Here is a 12122-nt window from a genome sequence, read left to right as displayed (position 1 = left end):
CGTCCGCGGGCACACATGAGGGGCGAAATGGAGAAATTCGCGAGACGATTCGGGATTGTGGTGACATTGGTTTTTATTGCAATGTTGGCATTCTGGGCGTTTTACGCCGCGAAGCAATTATCGCTCGTTACATTGGTGGTCATTGTCGGCTTGGCGATGACCTGCATTTACTTGATTTTCATGATGACACAGTCACAGACGGTGGCAGTCCAGGCATCATTCGACACCACTGGAACCTGGCTACGGCCCGACAAGAGAATAGAAGGCAACCTTCGAAGACTCATCGTCACCGCGGGCATGTCGACGTGGTTGATGTTCTTGGCCTGGGCTTTCGGCGTGCTGTATCTCCCCCTCGGCAACGCCCGGCACGTGTTCCCCCTCTGCGCCGGAGCAGCCGCGGCAGTTCTGACGTGGTGTTGGATCAAAATGTTCAGACAAGGAAGTCTCAGTTACCTTTTCCTCAGTCCACAGGGATTTGAATTCTCGACGTTGCGAGAGCCAAAAACCGGAAAGTGGGACGAGGTCGACAGCGTTGCGGACAAACTGCCCAATGAAGAACGATTCTGGAACCCGATGGTGGTGACGATGGCCGGCGGCCAAACACTGCTGATGGAGGCCCCTGGGACGTACACGCCCAAGGGCACGGCGCTCGTGGAGTTGGTCCGGTTCTACTGGCAACACCCCGACCGGCGCGACGAACTCACCGATGGGCGCGCCGTCGAGCGACTGCGCGCACTCTAGAAAACAGCTCCCAACTGCGGTTTCATCCAGCGTTTGGTGCAGGCGATGGCCTCGGCGCGATGTTAGGCTCGTCGGAACGAAGCTCGTCGAAGATCGGAATTCGGTATGGGGGTAGGAAGTTTCTACTACCTGCAGGGCAACTATGGGTACGGCGTCGTCGATCATGCCACCGGTGCTAAGTCGAGCGTGCCGTGGGCAATGGCGGGCATCGGATCCGACCTACTGTCCATGGGTCAGTTGGTGGCCACCGAGGGCGCCGGCGCACTGGCCAAATCGGCAGCCGCAAGTGGCGCGACGTCCTCGGCCCAGTCCCTCAAGAATTTCGCCAAGGGCGCCGGCACACCGATAATCAATGCCGGGCTGATCGTCCTGACCATGGAAAGCAACATGCTGGGATTCGGCCGACCTGAGGACGGCGCACGATTCACCGAGGGCGCCAACCACTTTGTCGATGCGCACTCGACCCTGTTGAAATCCGCGCCACCCGACGATTGGACAGGTGATGGGTCAACGGCCTACGGCGACAGAAACAAAGAACAACGGGTGCGGGCCGCCGATATGTCTTCCACCGATTCCGCAATTCAGAAAGTCGTTGCCGAGGAAGCCGACCAGGTCGGCAAGACTCGCGACTTCGTTTCACAGATGCAGACGGTACTGAGCCTGAGCATTGTTCCGGCGCTCGTCGCCAAAGCTGTCCCAGTCGTCGGTCCCGCGCTCTCGACCGCAATAGAGGTGGCAGCAGTTGCGGGCACCGTGCCGATCGCAACAATGCGCTGCCACGAGATGGCCAGTCGTTCCGGAGACCACGCGAGCAAGATCAGGGAGCTGGCCTCGCAATACGAGTCGATCGGTTCAAATGCCGAGATTCCTGGCGGCGGTTTCGGCCCTGAGAGCCCCGCATGACACTCACCGTTTCCGACCGGATCCGCTCGACCGCAACCGCGCAGGGAGAAGCCGCGTCGTTGATCGAGACCGCCAAGTCGGCGCCGGACGGCACTGCGGGCCATGTCTTCCAAACCCACGGCCTGGTTTGCTCCCCCACCGCGATGGCGCTCAAATCCGCAGAACTCTCACGCCGCGAAGCGGCCGAAAAGATGCACCTGATCTCGACCGACCTATCGGTCAAACTGAACAAGGCGGCCACCGACTACGACAGCACCGACCATCAGGAAGCCGGCAATCTCGGCGGCCAGATGCATCCGCGCTGATCCGAATCCGTCACCGAACCAACAACTTCCGGATCGCGTCGGCCAGGTCCTCCTCCATCCAGTCCGGCAACTCGGCATCGTTGGCATGTCGGCGCACGACGGCGTAGGGCAGGTCGACGACGGCGCGTGACATGGCGTCCATCGTGCGGGCGCCGTCGTCACCGAAAATTCCCAGGGCCAACTCACGTAGCCGCTCGACCAGTGGGGTGTTCATCTCCGTCAGCGTCGCGGTGAACTCCGCGTCCGGCGCCCCGTCGAGCAGGTCGCTGGGCCGGATGGTCAGCAGCAGGCGAGCATCTGCGGGACCCGCACGCGCGAACTCCACGGCAGCCACGCCCATGGCGACCGCCGCCTCCAGCGGAGAGTCGCCCGTCGCCGCCATGGCCCGGGACTGAAACTGCTCCAGCGCCCGCAGCCAGGCCGCCGTCAACACGCCGTTTCGATTGCCGAACCGGTGATACAGCGTGCCCGCCGGGGCCCCGCTGACCTTGGCGATCGCCGCGACGCTTGCCGCCCTGGGGCCTTCGGCGAGCACCAGCGCCCGCGTCGCGTCCAAGATCGCGTCGGTCTCATGCTTCCGCGGAGGTGCCATGATCTAGTACAGTCCTTCTATATGGAACGTTTACCCTATATCGATGAGCATGCCATAACCGTCGACGCCGACGTTGCGACGACATGGGCCGCGGTTCTGCGGGCGATGTGCGGTGATCCCGCCGAGCCGCGCGCACCCTTCGGTTTCAAAATCGGCGAGTGCACGCCGCGTCAGCGCCTGGTCCTCAAGGGTCGCCACCCGTTCTCGATCTACGAATGGGTCTTCGAACTGGACGATCTGGGTCCGCACCGCACCCGGGTGCGATCACAGACCTGGGCAGCATTCCCGGGCCTGCACGGAAAGATCTACCGCACCCTGGTGATCAGCTCGGGCGCTCATGCGGTGGCGGTGCGCCAGACCCTGAAACGCATTGCGGGACAACTGCGCCCGCGTCCGGATGTACTGACGTGATCCTGAACTGGGGCGCCACGACCCAGGAGCAGCGCGCCACCCTGCCGTGCGACGCCCTGCTCGCCGGTTCCGCGCTGTCGGCGGACAGGGCGATCAGTATCGACGCACCCACGTCGACCGTGTTCGGCTGGCTCTGCCAGTTGCGCGTCGCGCCCTATAGCTACGACCTGATCGACAACTTCGGCCGCCGCAGCCCACACACCCGAGATCCGGCACTGGCACAGCTGAGCACCGGCCAGCGATTCATGCAGATTTTCACGCTGCGCTCATTCAGCGAAGACGAGCATGTGACGTTGCAGTCTGGGCAGGTCGCCGTCACCTATGCCGTCCACGGCGGCGACGGTGGCACCCGGCTGCACGTGCGGGTGCGCTTCGGCGGCCCGCGGGTCGTCGGATGGGCGCTGGCCTTGGGCGACGTGGTGATGATGCGCAAACAGCTGATCACCCTGCGCGACCTCGCGGAACGAGAAGCGGCCACAACCAAATCTTGACGCTGCCAAGTTCCGGTGGGATAGTTCAACTAGTCACTGACTAGATTCACGGGAGTTGACGATGGCCGACACCGCCTTACACACCGTTGAAACCGCCCGCGCCGGCGACCGGGAGCGCGAACGCACCGCCAACGACCTCGGCCAGGCCCTCACCCAGGGCTACCTGGCCATGCCCGAGTACGAGGATCGGCTGCAGTCGGCCTTCCGGGCGCAGACCACCGGCGAGTTGCACCGCCTCGTCGCCGACTTACCCGTCAACCGTCTCCGGCGCAACGATCCCCGACGCCATGCCGCCCAACAACGGGCCGCGCGCTTGAGCGTCACGATCCACCTCGCGGCCTACGTCGCCGGCTCGCTGCTCATGCTCGGCATCTGGCTGGCGGTGGGACTCGGCGGTGGCGGCTGGTACTTCTGGCCGGTCTGGCCGATCATGGGTTGGGGCATCGGCGTAGCGTCACATGCCATTCCGATCTGGGCTCACGGTTCGATGAGCCCGGCCCGGCTCTCATAACGGCGCCCCGGCCTGGGTGTAGGTCTGGCTGCGGCACTTCTGCGGGCGATGCGCAATCGCGCGAGAGTGACGCAGTGGTCGCTCTCATGGCGAATTCACAACAATTGCGTCACTCTCGCGGCGGGAAACGGCCCACGTAGAATGCCATTAATCAGTACATAGCTCTCTGCCGGTGCTCTTCGCGCAAGCGCTCATCGGTAGCCGACACCCCGACCCACACCCGATCGGAGTGCCATGCTCGCCGTTCTGCTCGCCCACGCGGTCGCCACCGCGCTGGCGCCACTCCTGGTGGCCAAATGGGGCCGACGAGCGTTCTATCCCCTGGCCTTGGTGCCGCTCGGCTCCCTGATCTGGGTCGGCATGAACTGGCCGAGCCACGACCGCGTCCCGACCGTGCGCATCCCGTGGGTGCACGAGCTGTCGATGGACATCTCCCTGCGCTTCGACTCGCTGGCCGCCATCATGAGCGTGCTGGTGCTCGCGATCGGCGCGTTGGTGTTGTTCTATTGCGGCGAGTATTTCCACCACCACGACGGCAAGATCGAGAAACGACTGCCCAGCTTCGCCGCCGAGTTGGTCGCCTTCTCCGGATCGATGTTCGGCCTGGTGGTCAGCGACAACATGCTGGTGCTCTACATCTTCTGGGAAACCACCACGGTGTTGTCGTTCCTGCTGGTCGGACACTACGCCGAGCGCGCGACGAGCCGACGCGCGGCCACCCAGGCGCTGTTGGTGACGACGTTCGGCGGGCTGGCGATGCTGGTCGGCATCGTCATACTGGGCCACCTGTCGGGCACCTATCGGCTCTCGGAGTTGATCGCCTCTCCCCCGGGCGGCACCGCGGCCGCGATCGGAATAGCGTTGATCCTCATCGGCGCGCTGTCCAAGTCGGCGATTGTGCCCATGCACTTCTGGCTGCCGGGCGCGATGGCCGCACCGACTCCGGTCAGCGCTTACCTGCACGCCGCGGCGATGGTCAAGGCCGGTGTGTATCTGGTGGCTCGGATGGCGCCGGGCTTCGCCGAGACACCGCTGTGGCGGCCGATGGTCATCGGCCTCGGGTTGCTCACGATGCTGCTGGCCGGCTGGCGGGCTGTCCGTGAATACGACCTGAAGTTGATCCTGGCGTTCGGCACGGTCAGCCAACTCGGCCTGATCACCGTGATGGTGGGCACCGGCGGCAGCGACATGATGCTGGCCGGGCTGGCCATGTTGTGTGCACACGCGATGTTCAAGGCCGGGCTGTTCATGGTGGTGGGCATCATCGACCACGCCACCGGCACCCGCGACATCCGCCGCCTCGCCGGCTTGGGGCGCCAGTGCAAGCCGCTGCTGATCATCGCCGCGTGTGCGACCGCGAGCATGGCCGCGCTGCCACCGTTCTTCGGGTTCGTCGCCAAGGAGGCCGACCTCGAGACGGTCATGCACAGCCCGGCGCTCGGTTCAGCGGCTCCGTGGGTGCTGACCGGCATCGTCGTCGGCTCGGTGTTCACCACCATGTACAGCTTGCGTTTCATGTGGGGCGCGTTCTCCGACAAGGGCCGGCCGCAGCCGAGCACCCGGGTCGCTGAAATGCACCGTCCTTCAGTGACTTTCCTTGCTGCACCGGCGGTCCTTGGCGCCGCCGGCCTGGGCTTCGGGTTGTGGCCGGCCGGGATGGACTCGGTGCTCGACGAATACGCCGACACCATGCCAGGCGGGTCGGGCTACCACCTGGCGCTGTGGCACGGACTCGGCCTGCCGCTGTTGTTGTCGGTGGTGGTGCTCGCCGTCGGCACCGCGGTGTTCTTCGGACGGAACCGCTTGCCCCGAACCCGGTTCGCCTATCGGCCGCTCGGTAACGCCGACCGCATGTATGACGCGGTGATCCGCGGCCTGGACATCGCCTCGGTGCGGCTGACAGGCGAGACTCAGCGCGGCTCGCTGCCGGCCACCCAGTCGGTGATCCTGACGACGCTGGTGGTGCTGCCCATCGTGATGCTGGCGCTGGGAGCGAGGGACCGTCCGGATATCGCGCTGTGGGATTCACCGCTGCAGGTGGTGGTCGGGTTGCTGATGTTGGCCGCCGCGATCGGCGCGACGGTGATGCGCAACCGGCTGGCCGCGGTGCTGCTGGTCGGGGTGACCGGTTACGGCTGCGGCGCGATCTTCGCCTTCCACGGTGCGCCCGATCTGGCATTGACCCAATTCCTGGTCGAGACACTGATTTTGGTGATCTTCGTGCTGGTCCTCCGGATCCTGCCCGCCGAGGCCGACGCCACCAACATCAACCGGCACCGGCTGCCGCGCGCGGCATTGGCACTGGCGGTGGGCGCCGCAGTCACGACGCTGGCGGTGTTCGCGATGGCCGCGCGCACGGGCGCGGGTGTCGCCGAGTTGATTCCCGACGCCGCCTACTACCGCGGGCACGGCAACAACGCGGTCAACGTGCTACTGGTCGACATCCGCGCCTGGGACACCATGGGCGAGGTGATGGTGCTGCTGGTCGCCGCCACGGGTGTGGCGTCGCTGGTGTTCCGGCATCAGCGATTCGGCTCCGCACCGCGGGTCAGCACGGCCGTCGGCCAGCCCGACATCGGCCCCATCGGCGCATACAGCCCGGCCGTCGGCGACGTCACCTGGCTGCGCGGCAGTGAGCTACGCGACCCGCGACACCGCTCCCTGGTACTGGAAGTCGCGACGCGCGTCATCTTCCCGCTCATCATGGTGCTCTCGGCGTATTTCTTTTTCGCCGGCCACAACACCCCCGGCGGCGGTTTCGCGGGCGGGCTGACCGCCGGCCTGGCGCTGGTGCTGAGGTACCTGGCCGGTGGCCGCTACGAGTTGGGCGAGACACTGCCGCTCGACGCGGGCAAGATCCTCGGCACCGGACTCGGCCTCTCGGCGGGTACGGCGGTGGCCTCAATCCTGTTGGGCGCGCCCGCGTTGTCCTCTGCGGTCCTGCAGTTCGACGTGCCGGTGCTGGGTTCGGTCAAGATGGTGACCGCGTTGTTCTTCGATCTGGGGGTGTATCTCATCGTCGTCGGTTTGGTGCTGGACATCTTGCGTAGCCTCGGCGCCCGCGTGGATACGGAGATCGCCCGATGACGACGTTCCTGATCACCCTGATCATCATCGGCGGCCTCACCAGCGCCGGTGTGTACCTGCTGCTCGAGCGCAATCTGACCCGGATGTTGCTGGGGCTGTTGCTGATCGGCAATGCGGTCAACCTGTTGATCCTGACCGTCGGCGGCCGGGGGGGCAATCCGCCGATCCGCGGGCGTACCAGCAACGGCGCCACCACCGATGCCGATCCGCTGGCCCAGGGGATGATCCTCACCGCGATCGTCATCAGCATGGGGCTGGCCGCATTCGTCCTGGCGCTGGCCTACCGTTCGTATCGACTGACCACGGTCGAAGAGGTCGGTAACGATCCTGAGGACACCCGCGTCTCCCAGCGGTCGAGTGCTCAGGAAGAAGAAGTCATTCCGGTGGCCGAGCCGCACCGCGACACCGATGCGCCCGACGAACTCGATGCGCTGCCGGGATTCGAGGGGTCGAAGTGATAACCGCTCAGGCCTTGATCCCGTTGCCGGTGTTGATCCCGGCGCTGGCTGCGGCGGCGACGCTGGTGGCCGGGCGCCGTCCCCGGTTGCAGCGAATCATCGCCCAGTTCGCCCTGACGGCCGTGGTCGTGGTGTGCGCGACGCTGGTCTACCTGGCCGACCGGGACGGCACCTTGGTGCTGCACGTCGGCGGGTGGGGGCAGAGCGTGCCGGGGATGGGACCGTTGGGCATCACGCTGGTGGTGGACCGGCTTTCGGCGCTCATGCTGGTGGTCTCGGCCATCGTGTTGCTGGCGGTGGTCGCGTACGCCATCGGGCAGGGTATCCGCGACGGCGACGGACGCCAGCCGACGTCGATCTTCCTGCCCACCTACATGGTGCTGTCGGCCGGTGTGTGCACCGCCTTCCTCGCCGGTGACCTGTTCAACCTGTTCGTCGGCTTCGAGGTGTTGCTGGCCGCGAGCTTCGTCCTGCTGACCATCGGTGCCAGTGAGGACCGGGTCCGGGCCGGCATCTCCTACGTGCTGGTCTCGATGGTGTCGTCGCTGATCTTCCTGCTCGGCATCGCGCTGGTGTACGCGGCGACGGGGACGCTCAACATGGCCGAGCTGGCGCTGCGCCTCGGTGACATCTCGACGGGCACCCGCACGGCATTGTTCGCGGTGCTGCTCGTGGCGTTCGGCATCAAGGCCGCGGTGTTTCCGCTGTCGACGTGGCTGCCCGACTCCTACCCCACCGCGCCCGCACCGGTCACCGCGGTATTCGCCGGCTTGCTGACGAAAGTCGGTGTGTACGCAATCATCCGGGCACATTCCCTGCTGTTCCCGGGTGGTGAGCTGGACAATGTGCTGCTGGTGGCGGGTCTGCTCACCATGATCATGGGCATCCTCGGTGCGATCGCCCAGAGCGACATCAAACGGCTGCTGTCCTTCACCCTGGTCAGCCACATCGGCTACATGGTGTTCGGCGTCGCGTTGGCCAACCAACTCGGCATGTCCGGCGCGATCTACTACGTGGCCCACCACATCGTGGTGCAGACCACGCTGTTCTTGGTGGTCGGCCTGATCGAGCGGCAGGCGGGGGCGTCGACGCTGCAGCGGTTGGGCGGGCTCGCCGCGGCCAGCCCGGTGCTCGCGTTCGTTTTCGTGGTGCCCGCGCTGAACCTCGGTGGCATTCCCCCCTTCTCGGGCTTCATCGGCAAGGTGGCGCTGTTGGAAGCCGGCGCCGCGAACGGTTCCGTGCTGGCCTGGATCTTGGTCGCCGGCAGTGTGGTCACGAGCCTGCTGACGCTGTACGTGGTGGCCCGGGTGTGGACGAAGGCGTTCTGGCGGGCCCGCGCTGATGCGCCCGAAGGTCATCTGGCCGCGGCGGCCCCGGCCGTGTTGCTCGACGACAGCCAAGACATCGCGTTCGCCGATCGCGACAGCGTGGGGCGCATGCCGGTGGGAATGTTGGCTCCGACCGGCGCTTTGATCGTGGTGGGGCTGGCCTTGACCGTGGCCGCGGGGCCGATCTTCTCCTACAGCGAGCGCGCCGCGGCCGAGGTATTGGATCGCGGACAGTACATCTCGGCGGTGCTGGGGGGTGCTCAACTATGAGGTGGCTGCTGCTTCGGGCCTGGATCGTGTGCTGGCTGATCCTGGTGTGGATGCTGTTGTGGGGCAACGTCTCGGCGGCCAACATTCTCTCGGGCCTGGCCATCGCCCTGCTGATCACGTACTTGCTGCCACTGCCCGCCGTCCCGGTGGAGGGCCGGGTCCATCTGTTGTCGTTGGCGCGGTTGGTCATTCGGGTCAGCGTCTGGCTGTTCATGTCTTCGTTCCAGATGGCGTGGCTTGCTGTCCGCCCCGGACCCCCGCCGGTCAATGCGGTGCTGCGGGCACATCTGGCGATCAAGTCGGATCTGGTCCTGGCCCTCGGGGTCAACATCTTGAACCTGACCCCGGGAACCATCGTGTTGGAGATCGATCAGACCCGGCGGTTGATCTACGTACACGTCGTCGACGTGAGTTCTGACCGGGCGATCAAAAATTTCCACAACCAGATCGACACCCTGGAGCGGCTTTTGGTGGCGGCTTTCGAGCGTGAGGCCGATTGGCGTCCCGTGGCCAACAAGGAGGCGGATCGCGCATGAGTACCGTGTGGACGATCGCCGCGGTCATGTTGACCGCCGCCGCGGCGATCACGATGTTTCGTCTGTTGGCGGGGCCGAGCACCTTGGATCGGTTGGTCGCGCTGGACACCCTGGTAGCCGTGACGCTGTGCGGCATCGGGACCTGGGCGGCGTACAGCCTGGACACCACGGTGACCTACAGCCTGACCGCGTTGGCGTTGATCAGCTTCGTCGGTTCGGTCAGCGTGGCGCGCTTCCGCGTGCCCGACACCGATGAGCCGCGGCGGAAGCGGGCGTCATGAACATCCTCGACATCGTCACCGCGGTCTTGATCCTGGCCGGCTCGACGCTGGCCCTCACCGCCGCGATCGGCGTGGTGCGGTTCGGCGACACCATGTCGCGGATGCATTCGGCGACCAAGCCGCAGGTGCTGGGGTTGCTGCTGGTCCTGGCCGGCGCCGCGATCCGGCTGCGGGGCCACACCGATATCGGCATGGTGATCCTCACCGGCATGTTCACGCTGATCACCGCGCCCGTGATCGCCAACCGCGTCGGGCAATTGGCCTACCGGGAGCAGCGCAACCGCGAGAACCTGCTGACCCGAGACGAGATGGCCGAGTTCGGGGAGACTGGAACCGATGACCAGAACTAACGACGACAGCTGGGACGTCACCGAGAGCGTGGGCGCCACCGCGCTCGGGGTGGCGATGGCTCGCGCTGCAGAGTCCGCCGCCGTAACGCCGCTGTTCACCGACCCGTATGCCCAGATGTTTCTCGACGCCGCGGGTGCGCGGGGCTGGAGTCCGCCCACCGGCGCGATGGCCCAGCGCATACGCGCCATCGGCGGTTACGCCGCGTCCCGCACCAAGTGGTTCGACGAGTTCTTCGTCGCCGCGGGCGCGGCGGGGATCCGCCAGGCGGTGATCCTGGCGGCCGGCCTGGATGCTCGCGCCTGGCGGTTGCCCTGGATTCAGGACAGCGTGGTCTTCGAGATCGACCAGCCGCAGGTGCTCCAGTTCAAGGAGGAGGTCCTCGCGGCGCACGGGGTGGTGCCCAAGGCCCGGCATGTGGCCGTTCCGGTCGACTTACGCCAGGATTGGCCGAAGGCTTTGCTGGATGCGGGTTTCGACGTGACCGAGCCGACGGCGTGGTCGGTCGAAGGCTTGCTGCCGTATCTGCCCGCCGACGCGCAGGACCTGCTGTTCGAGCGGATCACCGAACTGTCGGCGCGGGACAGCCGGATCGCCGTCGAGGCTTTCAGCGCCGGATTCTTTTCCGAGGATCACCTGGCCCGCCGTCGCGTGCACATCGATAAGATGCGCGCCGAGGCTGCCGAAGCCGGTGAAGACATGCCCGATCCGGAGCAGCTGTGGTTCATCGAAGACCGCGCCCACGTCCCCGACTGGCTCAGCGAACACTGCTGGGAGGTGGGCGCACTGCCGGCCGACGACCTGATGGCGCGCTACCACCGCAGCATGCCCGCCGACATCACCGAGGGATCGATGGCCACCGAGTTCGTCGAAGGTGTTCTGACCGAATAATTTTCGGGATGGCGAGCTGGTTTCCTTGCGAACGAACAGGTTTGGTGTCCGCGTTCGTAGCGCTGTGGCGACAGAATCGCGAAATCTCCGCCACAGCGCTACGAACGCGAACCGTGTACAGCTGCAAAGAAGCTCTGAAGCACATCGGCAACGTGGTCCGGCACCGTGGCAGTGGCGAAGTGCCGCGCAGCGATCTCGGCCCACGAATCCAGACCACCGTTGGACCCGTGCACGAAAACCACGGGCGGTCCGACGCCTTCGACTTCAACAACCAGTTCGGTTCCGTCCGAGGCGGTCAGGTGCGAAGCCATGAGCTGAGTATCCGGGTCTACTCCGAAAGCTGGAACTCCACCATCGCGGTGACGGTGTCCACCGCCTCACTGAGCACGTCGAGCCGGGCCGCTTCTGAAGGCGCGGCCAGCAGCGAATAACGGTCGGCTTGCCCCATGGGTAGCCGAGCGGCCAAGGCATACAAGCGATTCTCCGGATCCACTCCGGCCGATTCCACAATCTCACGGCTACGGATCGGCGTCCCGCGTGCCTCGCCGATGCGGTCGAGCAGGGCCACCATCCGGTCTTCGACATCGCCGATGCGGGCGGCATCCGCCGGCCCGTCGGTTTCGTCGGGCCAGAGTTCGATCTCGGCGCGTGGATACGGATCGTCCTCGAGCCAGCGCTGCACCCGGATTCGTTCACCCATCACACACAGCAGCCGAAACTTGCCGACACCGAATTCCTGACAGTCCACGATCTTGGCCAGAGCCCCGACATCGCACCGGCGGTCACCGCCGCCCACCTCCCGGCCGGCCGAGATCAGCACCACCCCGAAAGACGGCTCCGGCATGGCCATGCAGTCGCCCACCATCGCCACGTAGCGCGGTTCGAAGATCCGCAGCGGTAGTTCCTGACCGGGCAACATGGCTACTTCGAGAGGAAACATCGGTGAGACCATCATGAGGCCAGGATGGT

The 12122-nt window shown here is 65.7% G+C and carries 16 protein-coding genes; 13 read left to right on the top strand and 3 right to left on the bottom strand.

The annotated features are described in order from the left end of the window. The first annotated feature begins 27 nt into the window (after nucleotides 1-27). The 3 genes from BKG60_RS19905 to BKG60_RS32550 all read left to right on the top strand — a co-directional run bounded on the left by BKG60_RS19905 (nucleotide 28) and on the right by BKG60_RS32550 (nucleotide 1949). Nucleotides 28-741 (top strand): hypothetical protein, encoded by a 714-nt coding sequence (locus BKG60_RS19905; protein ID WP_131823435.1) that lies wholly within the window; start codon nucleotides 28-30, stop codon nucleotides 739-741. A gap of 240 nt (nucleotides 742-981) precedes the next feature. Continuing rightward, on the top strand, nucleotides 982-1644 hold the full coding sequence (locus BKG60_RS32555) for an EspA/EspE family type VII secretion system effector (protein ID WP_242663638.1): 663 nt from the start codon (nucleotides 982-984) through the stop codon (nucleotides 1642-1644). After that, nucleotides 1641-1949 carry an ESX-1 secretion-associated protein gene (locus BKG60_RS32550; RefSeq protein WP_242663639.1) on the top strand — a complete coding sequence of 103 codons (309 nt, stop codon included), beginning with the start codon at nucleotides 1641-1643 and terminating at the stop codon, nucleotides 1947-1949. The genes BKG60_RS32555 and BKG60_RS32550 overlap by 4 nt, the downstream gene beginning before the upstream one ends. Before the next feature lie 10 nt (nucleotides 1950-1959). Here the strand turns inward: BKG60_RS32550 and BKG60_RS19895 are convergent, their stop codons facing one another. Then, nucleotides 1960-2541 (bottom strand): TetR/AcrR family transcriptional regulator, encoded by a 582-nt coding sequence (locus tag BKG60_RS19895; RefSeq protein ID WP_070946551.1) that lies wholly within the window; start codon nucleotides 2539-2541, stop codon nucleotides 1960-1962. A 21-nt stretch (nucleotides 2542-2562) separates the two neighbouring features. Between BKG60_RS19895 and BKG60_RS19890 the strand changes: the two genes are divergently transcribed. The 10 genes from BKG60_RS19890 to BKG60_RS19845 all read left to right on the top strand — a co-directional run bounded on the left by BKG60_RS19890 (nucleotide 2563) and on the right by BKG60_RS19845 (nucleotide 11153). Further along, complete coding sequence (locus BKG60_RS19890; RefSeq protein WP_070946552.1) at nucleotides 2563-2952, top strand: hypothetical protein; 390 nt, start codon at nucleotides 2563-2565, stop codon at nucleotides 2950-2952. Next, nucleotides 2949-3443 (top strand): hypothetical protein, encoded by a 495-nt coding sequence (locus BKG60_RS19885; protein WP_075909892.1) that lies wholly within the window; start codon nucleotides 2949-2951, stop codon nucleotides 3441-3443. Before BKG60_RS19890 ends, BKG60_RS19885 begins: the two co-directional genes overlap by 4 nt. A 61-nt stretch (nucleotides 3444-3504) precedes the next feature. After that, nucleotides 3505-3954: a DUF1707 domain-containing protein gene (locus tag BKG60_RS19880; protein WP_075909891.1), complete on the top strand. Its 450-nt coding sequence runs from the start codon at nucleotides 3505-3507 to the stop codon at nucleotides 3952-3954. A gap of 234 nt (nucleotides 3955-4188) precedes the next feature. After that, nucleotides 4189-7041 (top strand): Na+/H+ antiporter subunit A, encoded by a 2853-nt coding sequence (locus BKG60_RS19875; RefSeq protein WP_075909890.1) that lies wholly within the window; start codon nucleotides 4189-4191, stop codon nucleotides 7039-7041. Then, a complete protein-coding gene (locus BKG60_RS19870; protein ID WP_070185174.1) occupies nucleotides 7038-7499 on the top strand; it encodes a Na(+)/H(+) antiporter subunit C in 462 nt (153 codons plus the stop codon). The genes BKG60_RS19875 and BKG60_RS19870 overlap by 4 nt, the downstream gene beginning before the upstream one ends. Continuing rightward, nucleotides 7499-9097, top strand: a complete 1599-nt coding sequence (locus BKG60_RS19865; RefSeq protein WP_070185192.1) for a Na+/H+ antiporter subunit D — start codon at nucleotides 7499-7501, stop codon at nucleotides 9095-9097. Before BKG60_RS19870 ends, BKG60_RS19865 begins: the two co-directional genes overlap by 1 nt. Beyond that, entirely contained in the window at nucleotides 9094-9633 is a 540-nt protein-coding gene (locus BKG60_RS19860) for a Na+/H+ antiporter subunit E (protein WP_075909889.1), read from the top strand. The genes BKG60_RS19865 and BKG60_RS19860 overlap by 4 nt, the downstream gene beginning before the upstream one ends. Further along, nucleotides 9630-9914 carry a monovalent cation/H+ antiporter complex subunit F gene (locus BKG60_RS19855; protein ID WP_070946555.1) on the top strand — a complete coding sequence of 95 codons (285 nt, stop codon included), beginning with the start codon at nucleotides 9630-9632 and terminating at the stop codon, nucleotides 9912-9914. Before BKG60_RS19860 ends, BKG60_RS19855 begins: the two co-directional genes overlap by 4 nt. Then, nucleotides 9911-10264 (top strand): monovalent cation/H(+) antiporter subunit G, encoded by a 354-nt coding sequence (locus BKG60_RS19850; RefSeq protein WP_070185172.1) that lies wholly within the window; start codon nucleotides 9911-9913, stop codon nucleotides 10262-10264. Before BKG60_RS19855 ends, BKG60_RS19850 begins: the two co-directional genes overlap by 4 nt. Next, on the top strand, nucleotides 10251-11153 hold the full coding sequence (locus tag BKG60_RS19845) for an SAM-dependent methyltransferase (RefSeq protein WP_070946556.1): 903 nt from the start codon (nucleotides 10251-10253) through the stop codon (nucleotides 11151-11153). Before BKG60_RS19850 ends, BKG60_RS19845 begins: the two co-directional genes overlap by 14 nt. A gap of 98 nt (nucleotides 11154-11251) precedes the next feature. On the opposite strand, the gene BKG60_RS32205 is transcribed toward BKG60_RS19845, so the two are convergent. Continuing rightward, entirely contained in the window at nucleotides 11252-11464 is a 213-nt protein-coding gene (locus BKG60_RS32205; RefSeq protein WP_070185170.1) for an alpha/beta fold hydrolase, read from the bottom strand. Between the two features lie 17 nt (nucleotides 11465-11481). Further along, nucleotides 11482-12108 carry an LON peptidase substrate-binding domain-containing protein gene (locus BKG60_RS19835; protein ID WP_070185169.1) on the bottom strand — a complete coding sequence of 209 codons (627 nt, stop codon included), beginning with the start codon at nucleotides 12106-12108 and terminating at the stop codon, nucleotides 11482-11484. Nucleotides 12109-12122: the final 14 nt, after the last annotated feature.

Origin of the sequence: Mycobacterium syngnathidarum, assembly GCF_001942625.1 — a bacterium.
Lineage (GTDB): Bacteria > Actinomycetota > Actinomycetes > Mycobacteriales > Mycobacteriaceae > Mycobacterium > Mycobacterium syngnathidarum.
This window is presented reverse-complemented; position numbering and strand designations above follow the sequence as displayed.